This window comes from Clostridium sp. FS41 (assembly GCF_000954015.1).
In the GTDB taxonomy this organism is placed as follows: domain Bacteria; phylum Bacillota; class Clostridia; order Lachnospirales; family Lachnospiraceae; genus Enterocloster; species Enterocloster citroniae.
Genome location: NZ_JYHN01000052.1, coordinates 67477 through 89530 on the forward strand (window position 1 = coordinate 67477; position 22054 = coordinate 89530).

25 protein-coding genes and 1 riboswitch are annotated in these 22054 nt (G+C 52.4%); all 25 genes read right to left on the reverse strand.

Features of this window, described 5'->3' with window-relative positions:
- Window positions 1-146: 146 nt before the first annotated feature.
- Window positions 147-1247: an ABC transporter ATP-binding protein gene (locus CLFS41_RS09320; protein WP_007859071.1), complete on the reverse strand. Its 1101-nt coding sequence runs from the start codon at window positions 1245-1247 to the stop codon at window positions 147-149.
- A gap of 31 nt (window positions 1248-1278) precedes the next feature.
- Window positions 1279-2298: an iron ABC transporter permease gene (locus CLFS41_RS09325; RefSeq protein WP_007859072.1), complete on the reverse strand. Its 1020-nt coding sequence runs from the start codon at window positions 2296-2298 to the stop codon at window positions 1279-1281.
- Window positions 2299-2322: 24 nt separating this feature from the next.
- Complete coding sequence (locus CLFS41_RS09330; protein WP_007859073.1) at window positions 2323-3516, reverse strand: ABC transporter substrate-binding protein; 1194 nt, start codon at window positions 3514-3516, stop codon at window positions 2323-2325.
- The gene (locus CLFS41_RS09335; RefSeq protein WP_007859074.1) at window positions 3513-4526 is read right to left on the reverse strand and encodes a hypothetical protein; all 1014 of its coding nucleotides are present in this window, start codon (window positions 4524-4526) and stop codon (window positions 3513-3515) included. The genes CLFS41_RS09330 and CLFS41_RS09335 overlap by 4 nt, the downstream gene beginning before the upstream one ends.
- A 63-nt stretch (window positions 4527-4589) precedes the next feature.
- The gene (locus CLFS41_RS09340; RefSeq protein ID WP_045092122.1) at window positions 4590-5645 is read right to left on the reverse strand and encodes a sirohydrochlorin cobaltochelatase; all 1056 of its coding nucleotides are present in this window, start codon (window positions 5643-5645) and stop codon (window positions 4590-4592) included.
- A 336-nt stretch (window positions 5646-5981) separates the two neighbouring features.
- Window positions 5982-6189: riboswitch (cobalamin riboswitch) on the reverse strand.
- A gap of 136 nt (window positions 6190-6325) precedes the next feature.
- A complete protein-coding gene (gene eutM / locus CLFS41_RS09345) occupies window positions 6326-6610 on the reverse strand; it encodes an ethanolamine utilization microcompartment protein EutM (RefSeq protein ID WP_007859079.1) in 285 nt (94 codons plus the stop codon).
- A 37-nt stretch (window positions 6611-6647) separates the two neighbouring features.
- Window positions 6648-7334, reverse strand: coding sequence for a phosphate propanoyltransferase (locus CLFS41_RS09350; RefSeq protein WP_007859081.1), 687 nt, complete (start codon window positions 7332-7334; stop codon window positions 6648-6650).
- A gap of 15 nt (window positions 7335-7349) precedes the next feature.
- The gene (locus CLFS41_RS09355; RefSeq protein ID WP_045092123.1) at window positions 7350-8975 is read right to left on the reverse strand and encodes an acetaldehyde dehydrogenase (acetylating); all 1626 of its coding nucleotides are present in this window, start codon (window positions 8973-8975) and stop codon (window positions 7350-7352) included.
- A gap of 25 nt (window positions 8976-9000) precedes the next feature.
- Window positions 9001-9690, reverse strand: a complete 690-nt coding sequence (locus CLFS41_RS30990; protein WP_045092124.1) for a BMC domain-containing protein — start codon at window positions 9688-9690, stop codon at window positions 9001-9003.
- A 10-nt stretch (window positions 9691-9700) separates the two neighbouring features.
- Window positions 9701-10342 (reverse strand): cupin domain-containing protein, encoded by a 642-nt coding sequence (locus tag CLFS41_RS09365; protein ID WP_007859087.1) that lies wholly within the window; start codon window positions 10340-10342, stop codon window positions 9701-9703.
- Between the two features lie 48 nt (window positions 10343-10390).
- The gene (locus tag CLFS41_RS09370; RefSeq protein ID WP_007859088.1) at window positions 10391-10666 is read right to left on the reverse strand and encodes a EutN/CcmL family microcompartment protein; all 276 of its coding nucleotides are present in this window, start codon (window positions 10664-10666) and stop codon (window positions 10391-10393) included.
- Entirely contained in the window at window positions 10660-10965 is a 306-nt protein-coding gene (locus CLFS41_RS09375) for a BMC domain-containing protein (protein ID WP_007859090.1), read from the reverse strand. The genes CLFS41_RS09370 and CLFS41_RS09375 overlap by 7 nt, the downstream gene beginning before the upstream one ends.
- A gap of 56 nt (window positions 10966-11021) precedes the next feature.
- A complete protein-coding gene (gene eutJ / locus CLFS41_RS09380) occupies window positions 11022-11864 on the reverse strand; it encodes an ethanolamine utilization protein EutJ (RefSeq protein ID WP_007859095.1) in 843 nt (280 codons plus the stop codon).
- Complete coding sequence (locus CLFS41_RS09385; RefSeq protein WP_045092125.1) at window positions 11846-12475, reverse strand: hypothetical protein; 630 nt, start codon at window positions 12473-12475, stop codon at window positions 11846-11848. Before CLFS41_RS09385 ends, eutJ begins: the two co-directional genes overlap by 19 nt.
- Complete coding sequence (locus CLFS41_RS09390; RefSeq protein ID WP_007859100.1) at window positions 12472-13614, reverse strand: 1-propanol dehydrogenase PduQ; 1143 nt, start codon at window positions 13612-13614, stop codon at window positions 12472-12474. Before CLFS41_RS09390 ends, CLFS41_RS09385 begins: the two co-directional genes overlap by 4 nt.
- 45 nt (window positions 13615-13659) lie before the next feature.
- Complete coding sequence (locus CLFS41_RS09395) at window positions 13660-14175, reverse strand: EutP/PduV family microcompartment system protein (protein ID WP_045092126.1); 516 nt, start codon at window positions 14173-14175, stop codon at window positions 13660-13662.
- Entirely contained in the window at window positions 14172-14525 is a 354-nt protein-coding gene (locus CLFS41_RS09400; protein WP_007859102.1) for a BMC domain-containing protein, read from the reverse strand. The genes CLFS41_RS09395 and CLFS41_RS09400 overlap by 4 nt, the downstream gene beginning before the upstream one ends.
- Before the next feature lie 73 nt (window positions 14526-14598).
- Window positions 14599-15552 (reverse strand): choline TMA-lyase-activating enzyme, encoded by a 954-nt coding sequence (gene cutD / locus CLFS41_RS09405; protein WP_007859103.1) that lies wholly within the window; start codon window positions 15550-15552, stop codon window positions 14599-14601.
- A 31-nt stretch (window positions 15553-15583) separates the two neighbouring features.
- Window positions 15584-18151, reverse strand: a complete 2568-nt coding sequence (gene cutC / locus CLFS41_RS09410; RefSeq protein WP_007859104.1) for a choline trimethylamine-lyase — start codon at window positions 18149-18151, stop codon at window positions 15584-15586.
- A 21-nt stretch (window positions 18152-18172) separates the two neighbouring features.
- Window positions 18173-19684: an aldehyde dehydrogenase family protein gene (locus tag CLFS41_RS09415; RefSeq protein WP_052665689.1), complete on the reverse strand. Its 1512-nt coding sequence runs from the start codon at window positions 19682-19684 to the stop codon at window positions 18173-18175.
- The gene (locus CLFS41_RS09420) at window positions 19681-20001 is read right to left on the reverse strand and encodes a BMC domain-containing protein (RefSeq protein WP_007859106.1); all 321 of its coding nucleotides are present in this window, start codon (window positions 19999-20001) and stop codon (window positions 19681-19683) included. The genes CLFS41_RS09415 and CLFS41_RS09420 overlap by 4 nt, the downstream gene beginning before the upstream one ends.
- Window positions 20002-20040: 39 nt before the next feature.
- Window positions 20041-20337, reverse strand: a complete 297-nt coding sequence (locus tag CLFS41_RS09425) for a BMC domain-containing protein (RefSeq protein ID WP_007859107.1) — start codon at window positions 20335-20337, stop codon at window positions 20041-20043.
- A 14-nt stretch (window positions 20338-20351) separates the two neighbouring features.
- Window positions 20352-20639: a hypothetical protein gene (locus CLFS41_RS09430; protein ID WP_007859108.1), complete on the reverse strand. Its 288-nt coding sequence runs from the start codon at window positions 20637-20639 to the stop codon at window positions 20352-20354.
- 4 nt (window positions 20640-20643) lie between these two features.
- A complete protein-coding gene (locus tag CLFS41_RS09435; protein WP_007859109.1) occupies window positions 20644-21663 on the reverse strand; it encodes a DMT family transporter in 1020 nt (339 codons plus the stop codon).
- Window positions 21664-21712: 49 nt separating this feature from the next.
- Complete coding sequence (gene eutM, locus CLFS41_RS09440; protein ID WP_007859111.1) at window positions 21713-22000, reverse strand: ethanolamine utilization microcompartment protein EutM; 288 nt, start codon at window positions 21998-22000, stop codon at window positions 21713-21715.
- Between the last annotated feature and the right edge of the window lie 54 nt (window positions 22001-22054).

The window sequence follows — 22054 nt, forward strand, 5'->3', positions numbered from 1 at the left end:
CAGTTGCAAGTATTCAAAGTTCTTAATACTATATTAACCAGTGTACAATATCCCCATGAATGCGTCAAGCCAAACGGGACGATCCATCCAAAATTTTCCATCGACACGTCTTTGACAAAAATCGAGCTTCCATAAATTTCTGGTCTTTAAATCTTTCTCAAATCCTTCAGGCATGTTTTCACTTCAGCCAGCTCCCTGTTCTTTTCATTCAGGGTCCCAAACCCGGAAAGGCAGCAAATTACCTGTTCACAGGATTTTAGCACAGAGACTGCCCGCTCGTAGGTTGTATCCCGGATGGGCTCAAAGGGGATTTCTGATATCACCTCCGATGCCAGGGCCTTTGCTACGGGATAATCCATATCATTCTCGTGAAGGATACCGGCGGCAAAGGGGATTCCCTGGCGCTGCAGTCTCCTGTAAACCGGTATACCGCTTCCGTTTCCGCCTATGACAAAAACTTTTGGCTCTCCTTTCACCGGCTCCATCTCAAGACAGCCCATTTCCGCATGATAGCTTCCCTTGGTAATGCCATAAAGTTCTTTAATATAGGAAGACACAAAGATCTCTTCCGGAGTACCGCAGCGTTCAATGGCATTTCCCTTTACACATACAACAAAATCCGAAAGCTTCTGGGCCAGATCCAGTTCATGGAGGGACATGAGCACTGCCACCTTTTTTTCGCGGACCAGGTCTTTAAGGATGGTCAGCAGTTCCAGCTTATGACGTATATCTAAAAAGGAGGTTGGTTCATCCAGAACAATTGCCTCGGGCTCCTGGCAGATGGCGCGCGCCAGAAGGATCCTCTGTTTTTGTCCATCGCTGATCTCCATAAAATCCCGGTCTGCCAATTCCCCGGCATGTACCAGTTCCATGGCCTCCCTCACCTTTTCATGATCCGCAGCCGTAAGGATCCCCAGCCTTCCCGTGTAAGGATATCTGCCCGTGCCCACCACATCCTTGCAGGTCATAAGCTCCGGGCGGATCCGCTCAGTCATCAGAACCGACATGCGTCTTGCGATCTGCTTTTCCGTCATTCCCTCCATGGACTGTCCATCCAGGTATACGGTCCCCCCAAGAAGGCCCAGCTGCCGGATGATACTTCTCAAAATCGTGGACTTCCCCGCACCGTTTGGCCCGATCAGGGTAACGATCTCTCCCCGCCTCACATGGAGTTCAATCTGTTCGATCAGGGGAATCCTGCCATAACCCACTGTCATATTTTCTGTGAAAATGTAATCCTCTGCCATTATCTCCTTCACCTCACTGCATAGCTTCACCCTACTGCATACCTTTTCTGCCCCGCACCATCATATAGATGACAATGGGCGCGCCAAACACTGCCGTGACCGAACTGATACTGAGCTCTGTGGGCGCAAATACGGTCCTGGCAACCAGATCACAGAACAGGCAGAAAACCGCTCCGCCCAAAAAACATCCGGGAATCACCATGATTGGCCTGGCCGTCTTAAACAGGCTCTTTACCAGGTGGGGCACCGCGATCCCCACAAAGGAGATAGGGCCTGCAAATGCTGTCACACAGGCAGAGAGAATGCTGGACATCAGGATCAACGCCACTCTAAATCTCAGGATATTGACCCCCATGTTCTGTGCGTACACCTCTCCCAGCTGATATGCGCTGATGGGTTTTGCCATGAGGAACACCAGGAATAGCGACAGGAGGACGACCCCTGTCATGACCCGAATATTTTCCCAGGACATCCCTGAAAAACTTCCCATAGACCAGTTGTGAAGATTCACAATATTGGCATCATCAGCAAAGGTTACCGCAAAATCCGTTATGGCGGAACAGATATAACCGATCATCACCCCGCATATGACCAGCATGGACATCTTCTTTACCTTGCCGGATATAAGAAGGACAAAACCCATGGAGATCATGGCGCCTGCAAAGGCTGCCAGGATCATGGCAGCGGAGCTGACGGACATCCCCTTTCCCAGCATGAAGATCATCAGCAGGGATACCACCAGTTTGGCGCCGGAAGAGATACCCAGCACAAAGGGACCTGCAATGGGATTGGCAAAAAAGGTCTGGAGCAGGAAACCGGACACGGACAATGCCCCTCCCAGAATAACAACGGCCAGGATCCTGGGAAGCCGTATATCCCATACAATATGATAGGCGGTGCTATCCCCTGTTTGATCTGTCAGTATTTTCCCTATTTCCCCCGCCGACAGGTGGACGCTGCCCGAATTGATATTCCAGAAAAGCAATAGGATCAGCATGGCTGTCAGAAATGCAAAGGAAACCGCGTATCTTATATATGTCCTTTTTGTCATAGGGGCAACTCCTTATTTGTCAGCTTATTCCAGCCGGTATATGTAATTCATTTCCTGTGGTTTGGGTTCGTCCTCTGTAAGGATCCTGTGAATGTCCAGGATCATATCCCCCAGTCCCATGGTTTCCTGGAACAGGTTCTTCCCCGTACACCACACATTTCCCTCTTTAACCGCCTTAAAATCAGCCAGCAGGCTGCTTTTATCCAGAAGCTCATCCAGTGATCTCAGTTCCCCATCGATCGTGCTGTTGTAAATAAGACAGTCCGCATCCTTTACCGTCGCATAAAAGGCCTCCATCTGCATGTTCATGGTGGACAGGGCATTTTTATGTTCGTCCAGATCCTGCGGCACATAGGTTCCTCCTGCAAGGTCGATCATCCTGGCCACATAGTCCCCGGATTTTCTCACATTCACATATCCGTTGGAGCTGATATAGAAAAAAGCCACTGTCTTGCCGGTTTCCTCCTGATCCATCACCGGCTGCAGATGTTCCACCTGCTCTTTAAAACAGGACTCTGCCAGTTCCTCTCCGCCCAACATCACCCCGTACAGCTTTACCCACTCCATCCGCCCCAATGGGTGGTTCTCATAGCTGGAACGCTCCACAAACACGGGGATCCCCAGCTTTTCCAACTGCTCCTTTACCTCGGGCGAATGGTAGATCATAGTGGATTCAATGGCCAGGTCACATGAGCCTGACAGGATCCGTTCATAATCCGGCGCATTGTATTTGCCGGCAAAAAGCATCCTGCCCTCCTCCATCGCCTTCCTTGCCTCCCGGATATACCATCCTGAGGCATCTGTCCCGGACAGGGTGATCCGGTCCACGCTGTCCAGACTGCAAAATAGATCCATGGCTGAGGTGGCTGCCAAATAGATATTCTTTAAGGGCTGCCTGATCACTGTCACATCATCAGGAAGCCCTTCCCATGGCTCCCGGTCCTCCGGCACCACCAGGTAGCGCCTGTTGTCCTTAATGGTGATCATGGCATAGTTGTCATCATAATAATCCACTGAAAACTGGTCCGCATAGAGAAGTTCCATGGTGCGGCGGATTGTCTGTTCACTCCATTTTCCTGCGGACTTAGGCGTTGTGGACTGAGCTGTCACGGCCTGGGGCGTTATGAACGGATCTCTTTTAGGAGAACAGCCCCAAAGGACGGAAAAAATCAGGGCAACCAGCGCCAGTATTAAACAATATCTGTTTTTTTTCATCATTCAGCCCTTTTTAGTGTTGAAGAGTCAAAGATCAGTGTGTAGCTGATCTCATGGGGCCGGCTCATGGCAATGGTGTCTGCGATCACGGGGATTTTCCAGTCAAAGCCATTTACCGGGATCTCAAAGGCGGAATTGCCTTCCGTGTTGATCAGTTCAAATTTCTCTTCATCCACTTTCATATAATCATAATTGGAACTTCCCCAGATAATGGTTGCCAATGCCTTTCCATCTTCCACACGAAGCACTGTGGGTGACTCCACTGCGGCCCGCCCGGAACCTCCTTCCAGCTTCACTTCCACGGTGTAGGACCCATCCTCCAGCTTCAGGCTCTCAACCGTTGTCATCTTACTGTCCGCAAATGCATCCAGCGGAAGGGATTGGGATCGGAACACCAGGACCCGGTCATACCATTTCTCTTTATTCTTACTGAAGGCGCTGCAGTCTATCTCCTGATCCAAGGCTGCCACAGGCACCGTAAATGTATGTACTCCGTCCTTTGTCTCCACATAAGGGACAAAATCCTGATCAGAAGCCTTTTGGGCTTCCTCCCCGGTACCCATATACAGCTTCAGGTACCCCGTGCCCCCCATGGTCATGACCGCGCTCATGGAGCCGTCCTTGACCGTAAGTTCGCATTCGGTGATGCGGAACATATTGGAGCTGGACTCCACCGCAACCGGATAGACGCCGTCTTTCAATTCATCGCCGTAGACCGGCTCGCTTTCATGATCCGCTTCCCTGTTTTCTTTGGCTTCTCCGGTTTCCATGGACTCTCCGGTTTCCATGGACTCTCCGGTTTCCATGGACTCTCCGTTCTCTTCCGATTCCTTTGCTGATCCCATGGTCCCTGGTGCCCCGGTCACCGCCCCACCGGAATCATCTGGGGAAGCTGTTCCCCCGCAGCCGGCAGCCATCAGGCTCATGGCAAATATAACTGCCGCTAATCGTGTCCTATATAAACTGGCCTTACGTAAATAGGTCTTACATAAACTGTCTTTATATAAACTCATATGCGTTCCACCTTTAAAAGGGCGATCAGCAAACTTCCCCGACCGCCCATTCTTCCTTTTGATTTACTTTGACAGACTTTCAACCGCAGCCTTGGCATGCTCCACAAAGAGCTGCTGTATGGCTTCCATCTCCCCAAGTCCGCGGACAAGGCATGTCACCTCATATCCGGCGTCCTCGAAGGTCTTTTTCCAGGATCCCTCTTCGTCCCCCGCCATATCATTGTTGGCATGATCACCTGCAACAATCATTAACGGCTCCAGCACTACCTTTTTGTAGCCGCCGGCCTGAACAGCTGCCAGAACATCCTCAACCGTGGGAGATGCCTCCACTGTTCCCACATAATAATTCTTATAGCCTGCATCTGTCAGCATGTCCTGCATCTTAGAGTAAACCTGATTGGATTCCGCCTCAGTGCCATGACCCATAAAGCAAATGGCGGTCTCTCCGTCATCATACTCGGCTGTTGCCTCTGTGATAGCCTTGATCACAGCCTTAAAATCATCATCTGTGGTAAGCAGAGGCTCTCCCACTGCAACCTTCTCAAACGCATCCGAGTACTCCGCCACTTCATTCACAAGATCCGTATATTCCAATCCATTCATCAAATGGGTCGGCTGGATCACCAGGTTCTTAACTTTATTGTCAACCGCGCGATCCAATGCTTCCCCCACATTATCAATGGAGACCTGATCCCTGGATTTTACATGGTCAATGATGATCTGGCTGGTAAATCCTCTTCTCACGGAATAATCCGGGAACGCCTTCTCAATGGCATCCTCAATGGATCCCACTGTAAGACGCCTGTTATCATTATAGCTGGTACCAAAGCTGACCACCAGAAGTTCATTCTCACCGATCTCGTCCTGATTTCTGGTATTGTCCAGGGACGCATCACCTGTGTCGTAGTTTTCCTCATCCTCTTCAGCTGCGTTTTCTTCTGCCATTGTTTCCTCTGCTGTTGTGGTTTCTGAATCAGTTTCCTTTGCAGTTGTCTCCGCGGTCGTCTCCGGGGCTGCGCCGGCGGCAGCCGTCTCCTTCTGCCCGCCTGAACACCCGGCCATCACTGTGGTTGACAGGGCTGCTAACGCAAATAAAACTACCAGTTTTTTCATTTTCATCTTTCTTTTCCTCCTTTTTTTGTAACACAATATCGGTCTATAAAAGGTATAGGAATGTACTGAAGGATCCTCCCCAGTATCTGATGATATCTCAAACCGGCAGTTTTTCGCAAAAACAAGCAGCAGAAGTTTTCTTTGCGTGTATGTATCCGCCCAAAGTCTCCTGCCCTGCAAACTATATGTATCTCCAAAGCAAAAAAAATCTGTCCATGTCTAAGAGTCAGAAATCCGCGGTTGAAACGTATGCACCGTTTAAAACATATGAATGGTTTAAACATAGGAACGCTCCGAAGCACCACAGACCGGCACAACCAATTACTCGTGATTTGGAAGTGTATTCCTGTACCAACAGCTGGCAGGTTTCCTGACTTGCAGATCAACACGCATAACCGCCTTCCCAATCCGCTTCGGATCAGTGACCGTACATGACGCAGGTCATGCGCTCCTTACTTACAGTGACGAGATCGTACAGGTTTTTCACCTGTTTCCCTATTATCCATTGTCTGCCAAAGCAGACACCGGCACCGGCTGTTCTTAACTCGATATGCTTTATCCTACCACTTAATGGCGAAAAATGCAATCCTTGTATCAGGATGCCGCTGAAAATCAGCCACAAAAAATGCTGCCCATTGGCATGAGCAGCATTTCCAAAACCTGATCTGGTCCCTAACCTGTTACGGCTATACTTCCTTTACAGCCGGAAGAATGACCTCCACCTCTGCATGGGGACGCGGGATCACGTGTACGGACACCAGTTCTCCCACTCTCTGGGCTGCCGCTGCACCGGCATCAGTGGCTGCCTTGACAGCGCCCACATCGCCTCTTACCATTACGGTTACCAGGCCGCCGCCCACAAACTCCTTGCCGATCAGCGTAACATTTGCTGCCTTTACCATTGCGTCAGCTGCTTCGATAGAACCTACCAGTCCCTTTGTTTCGATCATTCCTAATGCATCATACTTCATTTGATTGTCCTCCTGAAATTTCTATTATGTTTTTATTTTATTTAATGATCTTTACAGTGGAAGAAGAATCCAGCCCCAGGGCATTGGCTTCCTCCGTATCAATGTGGCATTCCAGACCGGACTGGCCGGTTACGCGCACAATGGTGTTTCTCAAAATGCCGCCGCGGATCCCGTCTATTTCCAGGCTTACATTCTGTCCGTCATGCACCCCAAACCGGGCAGCATCCTGGGGCAGCATATGGATATGCCGCTGCGCGGCCATCAGCCCTTCCTTTGTCTGGACAGAGCCCCTGGGGCCTATAATGGTAATTCCCGGCGTTTTGTCCAGGTCCCCGGACAGCCTGGCAGGAGCCTTGATCCCCAGTTTAAAGGAGTCCCCGGACAGGATCTCCACCTGTGTCCTTGGGCGCACCGGTCCCAGGATCCGGACCTTCTCAATAGCACCCTTGGGACCGCAAATCGTAACTGTCTCCTTGCACGCATATTGTCCCGGCTGGGACAAATCCTTCATCTTTGTCAGCTCATACCCTGCACCAAAGAGATCCGACAGATCTTCACGGGAAAGGTGTACATGACGGTTGGAGATGCCTACAGGGATCCTGTCGTCCTTCTCAGGGCACTGACCACCGGCCTGACCGCTATCCTGACCATTGGCCTGACTGCCCAAAGCATCCTCCTTTGCAGCTTTCATCAAAAGCCTGATTATTGCCTCATACTGATCCATGCTGTCTCCTTTTCCTTACGCATCCTGCTGGTTTTTCATGGTAGTGATCAGCTGGCGCACCAGGGCTGCCAATTTTTCATCTTCGCATGCAGGTGCTGCACCGGATGGGGCCGGGCTGCCCGTATGTTCCTCTGCATGATTCCTTGCTTCATAGGCTGCCACGATTGCCGCCGGACTCATACTCCCTCCGCAGCTTGAGCAGGCCAAAGGCGCCTTGGGAGCGGAAACCGGAGCAGGCATTGAAACAGCCGCGCCCGGACGGAAGGTTTTGTCATCTTCCATCAGGGTTACGCAGTCTTTCAGGCCGTAAGCCACCTTCTTTATATTGATCAGCTGCATGGGACTTACATTCTCCGAAACAGAGCTTCCGCCGCAGGTTCCGCATCCCAGCGTAAATGCCACATTAAGGCCTGTGCTGATTCCTGTTCCGCCCTGGCTTCCGCCTGTGTTCACCAGAATCCTGGATGCCGGCTTGGCTGCAAACTTAAGCACCATGCCGCGGTCCTGGGTATGTAAGCTCATGGTATGGCCAATGCCGTTTTGCAGCAGATCCATGCTCAGTTTGCAGGCTTCCTTCCAGTCCTTTACCGTGTAAAATGCCAGCACGGTGGTCAGCTTTTCATAGGACAGCGGGTATCCCTCCCCCACGCCGCCCTGTTCACCGATCAGGACTTTTGTGCCTTCCGGAATAGTGATCCCCGCTTTTTCGGCAATCATCCGGGGAGAGCGGCCCACAAATTTGGCGTTCATGCTGTGGCCGTTTTTAAACAGCAGGCTGCACACCTTTTCGGTCTCTTCCTTTGTCATAAAATATCCGCCCTGGGCTTTTAATTCAGCCACCACCTGGTCATGGTTGCATTCCTCGCAGATGATGGACTGCTCGGATGCACAGATAGTTCCATTGTCAAAAGTCTTGCTGGCTATGATGGTCCTGACCGCATGGCGCACATCAGCAGTCCTTTCAATGTAAGCCGGTGAGTTGCCGGCGCCCACACCAATGGCCGGCTTTCCTGCGCTGTAAGCCGCCTTTACCATGCCTGGTCCGCCGGTGGCAATGATGATGGATACTTCCTTGCAGTGCATAAGTTCATTGGTGGCACCCATGGTGGGCATGGAAATGCAGCTGATCACACCTTCAGGCGCTCCCGCCTCCTCAGCTGCCCGGCCCATTAGTTCTGCTGCCTTCAGGGTACATTTTGCAGCTGAAGGGTGGGGTGAGAACACAATGGCATTGCCAGCCTTTATGGCGATCATGGACTTGTAGATAACAGTGGAGGTGGGATTGGTGGATGGTACGATGCCCATGATCAGGCCAACCGGCTCCGCCACATCCATGGTTCCCTTATCCTTGTCCTCACATATGATCCCCACGGTATTGATCTCTTTTATATCATTATAAAGAAGGGTGGATGCCGCATGATTTTTATAGGTCTTATCAAGAACCTTTCCAAAACCGGTCTCCTCCACCGCCATCTGGGCCAGGCAGGCGGCATGTTCCTCCGCGGTTTTGACCATGTTCTGTAATATCCGGTCTATCTGTTCACTGGTATAACCAGCCATCTGTTTTGCTGCTGCTTCTCCACGGCGTGCCAAATCCCTGGCTTCCTGAATGGATTGCAGATCGTAATCAAAATTTTCCATGTAAGAATTCCCTCTCTTTGCTTATTTACTGCTCTGTCCTGTCATAAAATGCCTTAAACTCCGTCAGCAGCAAGGTCTTATTTGCCTTGGAAATTTCCCGGCCTCCAATGCCAAGCTCCGGGTACTCCCTTGCCAGTGCCCTAAGTTCTGTTACCTTCAGGCTGACAAGAGCCCGAACAGCTGTTTCCGCTCCTGATTCGGCGGCCAGACAGTCCAGTGCGTGGCGGTCCGGGGCGGTTGTGAAGATAATGGGGGGCGTTGGTTCCTCCCAATCCTGTACATTGTCCGCATATTCCCGGTCTTTTGCTGCATTTATGCAGCCTGCATCCTCTACTCCGGCCGCATCCTCTGCTCCGGCCGCACCCTCTGCTCCGGCCGCATCCTCTGTGCTTTCCGCATCCCCTTCAGCCCCAATGCCGCCCGTTGGCGGTTTCCCGGGCGGCGGCCCGCCGATCACTGTCTCCAATTCCTCGTGGGGCCAGGGAATCACATGGCTGGACAGAAGCAGTCCCGCTCCCAGGCGTTCCACTGCTGCCCCGGCCGCGTCCACAGCCGCCTTTACAGCCGCCACGTCCCCGGTTACGGACACATTCATGCGCCCGCCGCCCACTTTTATCGTTTCAAGGATACTGACGTCCGCTGCTTTTAACATGGCATCCGCCGCTTCTATGGCTGCCAGCAATCCTTTTGTTTCTATTAATCCAAGGGCCTGCATCTTCTACCTCCTATACCAGGTCTGCCCAGTTTGCCGGATAGGTAGCGTAGAATATCCTTGCCTTGTCCGGTGACCCCCAGACCACCTTAGAGCCGGACGGGACAAACAGCACATCCCCTGCATGGGCGCAGTACGTTGTTCCGTCAATGGTTACGGTCAGAGTGCCCTCAATCACATAGTCGATCTCCTCATAGGTCAGTTCCCACTGGAAGTCCGAGTGGTCGATCACCAGAAAACCGGCGCTGATATGGGATTCCTCCTTGCTTACCAATTCCTGGAAATAAACCTTTGCCTCCGGGTTTCCCGTGTCAAACACATCCATTTTTACTGAATCACCGCGCACGACCTTAAGGCCATTTGGGTGGCGCTGTGAATCGTAGGGATCAAGGATCCCGTCTAAAAGTCCCTTGTTTAACAATCCCTTATCCATCAGGGCCTTTAGCACCATATAGATCTGGCCGCTGTCTATGTCCCGGCTTATTGATGGGGCATTTCCCCCACCGCTTTCCTTTTTATATGAAAATGTAATTCCAAAGGAGTCAGCTGCATCCCTTGCGGAAGGTGTGATGATCGCGCCCTCACAGATACAGTACTCTGTCTTTCCTTCCTCCTTCAGGGTTTCCACGTCTTTTGCGCAAACCAGCTGTTTCATACCCTCACTTCCTCTCTGCAATTACCGCTGCCTTTTCAGGAGCGCATCTTATGCATGCTCCATATCAAAGGTGCAGTCCTCGTCTATAATTCCAACCACAACGGCGTCCACCGGAATCTCATCATCCTTAAGCATCCGGCGGGCAGAGGAACCTGTGGTAATCATGACCCTGTCTCCAATGCCTGCGCTGATGGTGTCTACCACAACCAGCTGTTCCCCGGCTCTGGCTCCTCCGATCACCTGGGCCAGCATCAGCTTGCAGCCGTTGAGAGCCTCCGCCTTTCTGGTGGCCCATATGTTATCGATCAGTCTTGCAGTTACCACTCTTCCTTTCCCTCCTTCTCCTTTTTGCGTATCTCATCCAGGGCAGCCTCCACAGAAGCCGTGTCACCGAAGATTGCCAGCAGGATCATGTTCTGGGGGCAGTTGCCCCGTATATCCTCCACCGTTACTCCCACTGCCTTTTCCGCCACATCGGCCGCACAGACCATTTCAATCATCCTGCCCTGTATCAGGCCGATGGCATCCGGGTAGTCCATGGTTTTTGAAGCACCGGACCCCTTTCTGCGGCACAGTATGTCAATGGTGCCCTGGGTGGGCGATTTTATGATTCGGTATTCCATTGGTTCTTTCCTTTACTTTCTGCTCAGTTCTCCTTGGCAGACGGGCTCAGCGTCCGTCATCCGCAGGCGCTCGCGCAATTTTTCGCAATTCCAAGGGGTGTTACAAACATGGGGTTTGCCGGCTTATAGGTGGGGATCCCGGTTTTCTTCTCTATGATCTCCTCGATTCCCGTGAGGCAGCAGGTTCCCCCCACCAAATAGATCCCGTCCACATCCCTGCCCTCAATATGGCGGCTGATGATGGCGGAGACCTTTTCAATCACTGGTTTTAATACCGGCAGCAGTTCCCTGTGGTTTTTCCGGTCCCGTTTGTAAGCATCCGCTTCCTCAAAGGACAATTGATACGCACCTGATATCACCAGCGAAAAATGAGTCCCGCCCGTGGGTTCATCCGCCACGTAAACCACCTTTCCATCCTTCAGCACTGAGATGCCTGTGGTGCCTCCTCCGATATCAACCACAGCGCCATTTCGTATATTCAGGACCGCATTGGCTGCAGTAGGCTCATCAGGCAGGGCTGTGATCTCAAAGCCCGCACCCTGGACCACATTTTTGATGGCGCCGGAATCCAGGGCATCCGTGCCCGGAGGAATGGCGGCCGCCGCATAGACCAGTTCAGTTCCCAGCTTTTTCTCCAGTTCTTCCTTCATTTCCCTTACAATACGGATCGCACCGATGTAGTCCACCACCATTCCGTCCCTGACCACATCCGCATAGCGGTAGGAACCAGCCACCGGGCGGAGATCTTCATCCAGGACCGATACCACCACGCAGGCAGTTCCCAGATCCACACCCGTGTAGTATACGGCGGAGTGTCCTCTTACAGGTTTTTTGATCACGTTTTCAAACTCCCTGACCAGCCGGTCACAGGCTTCAAATGTTAATGCTTCTTTTGACATGTATTTCCTCCAAACGCCAGACAGATCATCTGGGACAGACGGTTGATCACAGGGTAAACAAGTTTCCTTTGGTGTTCGGGGATCTTTCCCGCCAGTTGGCGCAGGGTACACCGCAGGAGATGGAGGCGGACAATCTCACGCCCTCTGGGGGATTGGGCGTGAAATCCGGTGACTTCAAAGCAGTCTTCCAGCAGACAGTCCCAGTTGTCCGGCGTGATACCCGCACAGCCTATACATTCCGGACCTTGGGCCGGGCGCTCCTTTAAAAGTCCTGCCACCCGCCGCTCCAGTGTGAATATCTCCTGGGCGGTAAGTACATTGATCTCCAGCAGGTCGGAACCTGTCTGCAAAAGCAGCGCCTGAACAGTTCGGATGAAGGCGGCAGTGTCCGAAGAAATTTTGCAGTCTGCCCCAGATAACCTGATGTCCTCTTTCCTCCCCAGCCCGGCTTCCCCCGGATCCGGCGGGCTGGAATCACAAATCCTGATTTGGCGGTCAATGAGAAATTGCCTTCCCCCAGGGGTCAGCCGTTCCTGCGGCATGATCACATAGGAGGTAAAGGGCACGGATTTATAGGCCAGGCGCAGGTCATCCTCTGTTATGAATTTCATCCCAGGCCCCCTTTGCAAAGCCTCCCATATATGTCTTCCAATTCTTTCAGTTCAGGTTTTCTCGGATTGGTCGCCGTACAGTTGTCCTGAAGTGCCTTTCCTGCCATATCTTCCACCCACTGTCCAAATTCTTCACGCTCTACTCCCAATTCCGTGACCTGCTCCGGAATGCCGATGCGCTTCATCAGATTCCGTATCTGCCGTATAAGACAGTGGACCGTGGCCTTCTCTGTACCGGCGGAGATCCCCAGCATATTGGCTATCTGGGCATAACGCAAAAGCGCCTCTGTCTCACCGGTCTCCTCAAGCCCTGCATTGTATGCGATCACGTGCGGCAGCAGGATGGCATTGCTTCTCCCATGAGGGATATGGAAACGCGCTCCCAAAGCATGAGCCAGACTGTGGCAGATTCCCAGGGAAGCGCCGTTAAATGCAACTCCCGCCAGGCAGGAAGCATTGTGCATGTGCTCTCTGGCCTCCATGTTGCCTCCATCCGCCACTGCCTGTTCCAGATATTTCCAAACCATGCGGACCGCTTTTTCCGCGCAGGCGTCCGTAAAGTCCCCGGACCTGGTGGAAACATAGGCCTCCAGTGCATGGGTCAATACATCCATCCCCGTATCCGCTGTGATCTGCGGCGGCACGGTGGCTGTAAGCTCAGGATCCAGAAAAGCCGCATCCGGCACCATGGCAGGATCCCTCAGGGGATATTTGGCCTGTGCCTGGGGATCGGATATCACCGCAAAGGATGTGACCTCGCTTCCGGTCCCGCTGGTAGTGGGAACTGCCGCCAGGTACGGACGCTTTTCCTGCTTCATGGCCGCATAAAGATGGCACACGGCCTTGGCCGTATCAATGGCCGAACCGCCGCCTAAAGCGATCACGGTATCCGGTTCAAACGCTCCCATTTCCTCAATTCCCTGTGTCACCACCTGGATGGTGGGATCCGGCACAACCTTTGAAAAGATCCGGCTGTCAGCCCCTGTCTCTTTTAACAATCCTGCTATCTCCGCTGCTTTTCCTGATTTCTCCATAAATGGATCGCATATAATATATGCCTTTTTGATTTCCAGGCCGCTCAGCCGGGAAAGACATGCTTTTCCCATATAGATCTTTGTGTTCATTATAAATTCTTCCATGTTCTGTCCCTCCTTTCCGTCAATCATTCTATAACATTGGCTCTTTCATTCCGCTTTCTCTTTTATTCCGGCTGCCTCAAGACAGCCTTTCACTTCCCTTCCCAGTGCTTTCAGACCTGTCTGGTCCAATATGCTGGTCCTTAGAAAGGGGTTCCTGATTCCGGCCCTGGCAAGCTGCTTAAAACAGGCCTCCATCCGTCTGCCATCCGAAGCCGTCAGGTCGCATTTTGTGACAACGCCCAGGACCGTACAGGGAAACACCCTGGCAAATCCCGGCGGATAAATCTCTCTTTTTCCCGTGGAATCCGCCAGCATCAGCACACAGCAGGCGTCCTGGGCCGCTGCTATGAGGTGATGGCGCATCCAGGGACTTTCCAAATAGGCACCCGGCGCCTCGATGACCGCGCCCCTGTACACCAGGGTGGGAGTACGCCTGTTCCAGCTGTCCGGGTTTTCCCCCCGGGCAGCGCCCGGGAACCAATCCTGTTGGTCCAGCCATCTTCCCAGGGAGCTTTTCCCGCTCCGCCCGGCTCCGATTATCATGATCCGCTTATTCCTCACGTCCTTGTGATCTCCGCTACATTAAATCCCAGAAGCCCTGACAATGTACTGTTTACCGCTCTCAGGGCCGTATCCACGCTTTCCACATCCCCGGCAACCACCACGGATCCGGTGAACCGGTCCAGGAACCCGATCTGCACATTGGATGCTTTGGCCGCAATATCCGCCGCTATGATGGCTGTTTCAAAAGGACTTAATGTCAAAATGCCAATGGCTCCCAGGGCATCAATGCCAAGGCACTCATAAACTTCCGGCACCGGCGAGGCGATCACATGTGCAATGGTCACCTGTTTGCCCGGCACCGATTCCTCAATCACTCTTCTGACATCCCTGTTATCTGCAAGGCACATCCCTGTCAGCTCCTTTCCCAACTGTTTGCGGCATCCGGTCCGCCGCTGATCAGTGGCCGGTCAGTACTGCCGTTCAATGCCGCACCACCTTGACAGGGAAATCGTATTCCCTGATCCATCCCTCGATCCGGTCCAGTTCTTCCCCGCTGAGGCTGGGGTCGCCCTCGATGGTGTATGGCTTATCAAGCTGTTTATATTTATTCACGCCCATCTTGTGATAGGGCAGCAGGTCGATCCCTTTAAAATTCTTGCTGCCCCGGTAGGGAAGGAGGAATTGGATGATCTGGTCGATCTCCTCCCTGCTGTCATTGATCCCTTTTAACATGGGCATCCGGACTTTTACATTGTGCCTGTGGCGCAGCAGTTCATTTAAGTTAAACAGGATCAGCTCATTGCTGATGCCTGTGAGTTCATTGTGGCGGACCGGGTCCATATGCTTCATGTCATAAAGAAACAGGTCCACATACCCGGCGATCTGCAGCAGCTTTTCTGTCTTAACATGGCCGCAGGTTTCAATGGCTGTGTTGATGCCCTCCTCCTTGCAGGCCATAAGCAGGCTTTTGGCCGCCTCGGGCTGGGAAGTGCATTCCCCGCCGCTTAGGGTCACACCGCCGCCGGACGTCTCATAAAAGGCGGAGTCCTCCTCCACCAGCTTTAACAGCTGGGAAATGGTCTTTGTCTCTCCTGTTATCTCAAGTGCCGACTGGGGACAGCTGTCCTTGCATTTGCGGCATCCGATACAGTCAATATCCCTCCGGATCATATGCGTTCCGGTCTCTTTTGACAATACGTGGATACCCACCGGGCAGACATTGACACAGGCGCCGCAGTCCGTACAGGAATTCCTCTTAAACATGACCTGGATTTTCCTGTCCAGCCCCTCAGGGTTTGAACACCATTTACAGCGCAGAGGACAGCCTTTAAAAAACACAATGGTACGGATTCCGGGGCCGTCATACATGTTGTACTTCTGCACATTAAAGATCAGGGCTTTCCGTTCTATCTCTCCCGTATTTGTCTGTTCCATCTTCCTATCTCCATTCATGGCATCAAACGCCTTAAAAATGTGTAAGCATGGTTCTGCTTATGATCTCATCCTGTACATCCTTGCACAGCTCCACAAAAAAAGCGCTGTAGCCGGCCACCCGGACGATCAGGTCACGGTACTGTTCCGGATGCTTCTGTGCCTCGATCAGGGTGTTGTTGTCCAGGTAGTTAAACTGCATCTCGCCGTTGCCCAGCATGCAGGCCGTGCGCAGCAGGGTAACCAGGCTCTCCTCACCCTCCGGGGTGTCTAAAAGTCCTGCCATGATCTTAAAGTTATGTACCATTCCAATATTCATACTGTCATTGGACATTTTGGACACGGACTTGATAATGGCTGTCGGTCCCTTGTAGTCGGCGCCCTGGCTGGGGCTGATCCCATCGCTGAGCGGCAGCCAGGCATGGCGGCCGTTGGCGGAGGCTCCTGTCATCTGGCCAAAGGGGGTATTATTGGAAATGGACAGGGTTCCGTGGCTCAGAACAGAATAAAGAGTCTTGTATTTCCGGTGCTCGTGCTCGGTAAAGGTCACCAGATCAGCTGCGATCAGGTCGGCGTAATCATCATCATTGCCGTACTTGGGAGCGTTCAGGCAGTCTGTGCGGATCTGCTCATAGCCTTTAAAATCCGCCTTTAATGCTTCATTCATCTGTTCCAGTGTGTATTTCTTATCATCAAATACCAGCTTTTTAATGGCTGCCATGGAATCCGCATAGGTGGCCAGGCCGGACCAAACCACGCCCGGTCCAAAGTTGTACATGGCTCCTCCTGCTGAGACATCCTTTGCTTTTTCCATACACCCCTCGTACATGATGGACATGAGAGGCTTTGGCGCAAGCTCCCTGTGGACGCGCTGGGAGATCACCGTGGCCACATCCGTCCACTTGGTGATGTACCTGATCTCTTCCTTAACCGCTGCCTCAAATTCTTCATAGGTCTTAAAGCCGCTTAGATCCCCCATGTCCGGGCAGACCTGCTTGCCGTACCACAGAGGCGTGCCGTGGTTTAACACCAGCTCAATACAGATCGGCCACTGGGTATAAGCAGTGGAGGTCCACTGGTACAGACGTCCCGATTTCTGCGGCTCCACGCAGCCCATAAGGCAGTAATCCCTTGCATCCTCAATGGATACGCCCTTGGCCAGCATCATTTTAATATGGGCATCGTCAAAATGGCAGGCTGGAAAGCCCATGCCGGAACGTACCACGTCCACGATCTTTTTCAGATACTTTTTCGGGGACTTATTGTGGATACGGCAGGCCAGAGACGGCTGATAGATCTTCACATGGCGCACCGCGTCCATGAGCAGGTAGGTCAGTTCATTGGTGGCATCCCTTCCTTCCCTGGTCACTCCGCCCACACACATGTTGACAAAGGGCTGGTAACCCGCAAAGAACTTGGAGCCGCCTTCGCTGGTGATCCACATCATCTCAGACATCTTGATCAGCATACAGCCCGCCAGTTCAAAGGCCTGGAAATCGTTCAGGCGTCCGCTGTCAATATCCCCCTTATAATAGGGATACATATACTGGTCCACACGGCCGATGGACATACCGGTCTGGTTCTCCTCCACCACCAAAAGGGACTCAATGGTCCATACTGCCTGTATCGCCTCCCAGAAGGTCTCCGGCTTATGGGCGGGAACACGGGCATTGACCCTGGATATTTCCAGCAGTTCAGCTTTTCTCTTGGGATCTGACTCCTTTTGGGCCAGTTCCTTTGCGTATTCGGACATCCTTCTGGCATAGATCATCACGCCCTCTGTGGTGTCCATAATGGATTTATAAAAATAGATCTTTTCAATATCATCAGGGTTCTGGTAATCCAGCTCTGCCAGATGATCCATGGCCTCCTTCTGGATATCCAGCATTCCCTTTTTCATCAGGATCACATCATAGCCGGGATTGGAGTCACCGCCTCCGTTTAATGCGTGGTAGGAACAGTCGGAAACAAAGGACTCACCGGAAAGTTCCCAAACACCGGCTTCGCGGTACTGGTCCTCGCAGTACTCATCCACTGATTTCCCTTTCCAGAACGGAAACAGTTCCTCCCTCATGATCTTCTTGTCTTCCTCTGATATGTAGAATGGATCCTGTGGTCTGGAACCAATCGTGTCGATCTCGTCCTCCATCCATCTCCAGGCAATATCCGGTGAAAATGCTCCTGCCCTGGGCGCGCCGCAGGGTGCGCCTACAATCAGCTCATGGTCCTGGATAACCAGGGGAGCCGTCTCGCAGCAATAGCGGAAACATTTGGCCCGAAGCATGATTTTAGGCATTCCCGGGTTTTCACCGGCAATCTTTGTAATGGCTCTTGCCCGGTGTGTTGTGATGGTTGGTTTATGGGTAAGGTAATTATCCTTCAGTGCCTGAAGGCGGGCCGTCATACCGTCCGGTATGGAGGTTCCCTCTGTAACGATCCGGTCAGCCGCAGCCCCCTGTGAAGCCTTGCCTGTCTGGTCAGCCCCTACTTTTGTAATCTCGTCAGAAACAGCTTCAAACATCTTCATCAGTGAAGCTTTTTCTTCCGGAGACATGGTCTTTGCGGCTTCCGCCAATTTATTTGAAAATTCACGAATATCCAATCTATTCCCCTCGCTTTCAGCTTATTTATATTCCAGCTGCTCCAATATGGTTTTCAGCAGTCCTGCTACATCCACAGCTTCCTTATTATCTTTTCCTGCTTCCTTACTATCTTTTTCCGGTTCCTCTATCTTTTCCCTTTCCATGCCTTCCCATTGATCCAATGGATCCAGGTCCCGGATCCCCCTCACGCCCCAGGCTGCACTTCTTATGTACACCAGGTTCATGGGAGATACGTTGTCGGAAGTGATTCCCAAACCGGCAGTGAGTCCTCCAAGAGTCATGGAAGGAAACAGGTTGGTGGTTGCACCCATGGCTCCAAAGGATGCCGGCGTGTTGATCAGGACCCTTCCCACAGGTTTTTTTAGCATGAACTGGCGGATCACATCCTCGTCCCTGGAATGAATGACCAGGGTATGGCCGCTGCTCTCATTGACCAGCAGCTCCATGCATTTTTCGCATGCGTGCATCCAGTCATTTTCTATGTAAAACACCAGCACCGGGCATAACAGCGCCCTGGCATATGGATTAAACTCAGTGATGTATTTCTGCTGGGATACCAAGACCCTGGTACCCTCAGGCACGGTGAATCCCGCCTTTTCGGCCAGCCATAGGGCAGGCTTGCCCATGTACTCCGGATCCCTGCCGCCATTTTCCCGGCACAGCAGGCCCATCAGCTGTTCTTCCTCTGTCCGGTTCATAAAGTATGCACCTAAGGTCAGCATTTCCCGTCTCGCATCCTCTGCAATCTGGCGGTCGGCCACCACATACTGTTCCGCTGCCGCCGATGTCCCGCAGTCAAAACTGCGGCTTTCAATAATATCCTTCACAGCCTGCCTCACATCGGCTGTCCGCTCAATAAACACAGGACTGGGACCGATCCCTCCGCAGATAAACGGCTTTTTGCTCTCCCGGGATGCATTTAGCAGCCCGGGAATCCCTGTATTGATCACAAGGGATGTAAACGGATGGCAGAGCAGCTGGGCTGTTCCTTCCTTTGTCACCGTATTCAGACAGGAAATAGTTCCCTCAGGAAGCCCTGCTTCCTTTGCAGCCTCAGCCAGTATTTCCACTGTTTTTTGCACTGTTTTTTCCGCCCTGGGATGGGGGGCGAACACCACCGCATTGCCGGATTTTACAGCGATCGCTGCCAGGAACAGCGTTGTGGATACCGGACTTGTGGCCGGAACCAGGGCGGCGACCACTCCAATGGGGACACCAATCTTTGCAGTCTTTCTGTCCGGATCCTCCTCCAGCAGCCCCACACAGCGCATACCGGCAAGTTTTTCCTGTATCCGGCTTAAGATAAGACGGTTTTTCCTGTATTTATCCCGTTGGTTTCCGTAACCTGTTTCCTCAGCGGACTTAAGGGCCAATTCGTTCAGACAGCCTTTTATCCCATCCAGAATGGCCGTCACCCCAAAATCCAGTTTTTCCTGGTCAAAAAGCGCCAGGGCCTTTCTTGCCTCCTCTGCGTGTTCCATCAGGATTCTGGCTTCCTGTACGGAAAGCAGGTCCTTGTCAACGAATTTCATGACGCACACCCTTTCCCGGGCAAAAGGCTTTCCAGTGAGTAGCGGGCGATGATCTTTTCCAGGTGCGGGTGGGGTCTTGGGATCACTACCGAGCTGTATACCTCTGCTCCCATGGCCTCCACAGCCTTAACCCCCGCCTCCACAGCTGTCTTGCAGGCGCCCACATCCCCCCGCACCAGGACGGATATGTATCCTGAGGCCACGTTCTCATAGCCGATCAATTCCACATCCGCCGCCTTGCACATGGCGTCCGCTGCTTCCAGGACAAATACCAGGCCAAATGTTTCGATCAGTCCAATGGCTTCATATCGTTCCATATATTCGATTCCTCTCTCCATGTTTTAAGCTCTCTTTTGTCAGGCGTCAATGTCATGGACGGATACAATATCCCCCACTTCACGGATGGGCCTTGGCATCACATTCTTGGCTGTCAGCTTTCCGATGGCGGCTGCTGCCGCTGCTCCTGCCTCCACCGAGGAACGGACCGCTGCCACATCCCCCTTCACCATAATGGTGACAAGGGTGGAGCCCACATTTTCATAGGAGATCAGTTCCACATCCGCTGCCTTTAACATCTTGTCAGCCGCCTCCAGAGCGGGCACCAGCCCCACTGTCTCCACCAGTCCCAGGGCTTCTTCACCATAATATCTCATATGTTTTCCTCCCGTCAGCTGCACTGACGGTATTTCTTCGGCACATATTTTTCAACCGTTGCTTTTCCGTCTTCGTTTATGATATAGCGCAGGGAAAGTTCCCCTGCCTCATCCAGCTTGTAGCTCTCCAAGTTTAAAAGGCCGTTGGCTTCCAGGGACATGACGTGATCCAGGTAACGTTCCTTTGTAAACTGCCGTTCCCCGCCGTACTGGGGTTTCAGGGCTTCCATGATTTCTTTTATGTCAGCGCTCTTAACACTGTACAAATAATTCAGCACTGCTGTTCTTGCCGGTAATAGCATTTTCCTACTCTCCCTTCTTAAGCAGATCCAGTGGATTCATAGTTACCAGGATGGCTCCGAATACGATGACAACGGATCCGATCACAATGGTGGATGTGAGCTGCTGGCCCAGGAACATGACACAGAAGAGCACGCCCCAAAAGGCGTATGTTACATTTAAGGACATGCCAATGGCACAGCCCACAGTGGAATTGCTCTTGTACCAGCATACAAAGGATACGGCTGCGCTTAAACCGGAAAGCGCCAGCCAGATCAGCGGAAGTCCTGCTGCAAAGGTTCCTCCCAAAAGGGCCATTCCACCCACCAGCGGAACGATCACGACCAGGTCCACAATGCCGGAGATCAGTTCCCTTAAGTTAACCGCCACATCCGTATCGATCATAGCGCCGCCGTAGCTGGAAAGCATTCCCTCCAGTCCCCAGCTGATCGCAGCGATCAGTGCGCAGATGATGCCCAGGGTGAAGTTGGGGCTGCCCTCAGGCTTTACCCAGTTGATCACAATGGCGCCGGCCACGCAGATCATCATACCTGCAATGACACGCTTGGTAGGCTTTTGTTTTAAGAAGATCCACGCAAAGATCGCTCCAAACAAGCTGCATGTGGCGGAAATGGGGATGGCGTATGCCCCTGCCATGGCCAGGCCCACCAGGTAAGCCCCGTTGGCAATGGGTCCTCCCAGCAGGGATCCAAGCACGATCATCTTGCCGGGAAATGTATGTAAGCTTCGTCCAAGCTCACTGAGCCTGCCGCATCTTGCGTTGTAAAGGGTCAGCCAGATGCCTGCGAACAGGTCATTGAGTCCTGAACACACATAGGGAGCTGCCAGGACACCGGCCGCGCCCATAAGAGGCTCATAATATCCAGCCACCAGTACCAGGGTGGTGTAGATCCCGTAGGTCAGGCCGGATATCAGCCCTGTGGTTATTCCCGTCACTCGGAATTTTTTGTTCACCTGTTTCATTTTGTCATCAGCCGTCATAGGGGCTGCCGCCCCATAATTTACTGCTGCACTGTCTCCGTTCATATATGGAATCTCCTTTGGTCGCTATTCTGATGTTCTGTTCTGTGATGTTCTATTCTGAGGTCCTGGTTCCCGGAAGAATGGTTTCCACTTCCCCGTGGGGCCGTGGTATCACATGTACGCTTACCAGTTCTCCCACTCTTCCGGCCGCAGCTGCTCCCGCGTCTGTGGCAGCCTTCACAGCGCCAACATCTCCCCGCACCATCACAGTGACCAGGCCTCCGCCGATCATTTCTTTGCCAAGCAGTGTAACATTGGCGGCTTTTACCATGGCGTCCGCCGCCTCAATGGATCCCACCAATCCTTTTGTCTCAATCATTCCCAATGCATCATATTTCATGGTCTGTTGCTCCTTTTCTTGCGCCCGCTTTTGCAGTGTCAAAATGCACAAAAG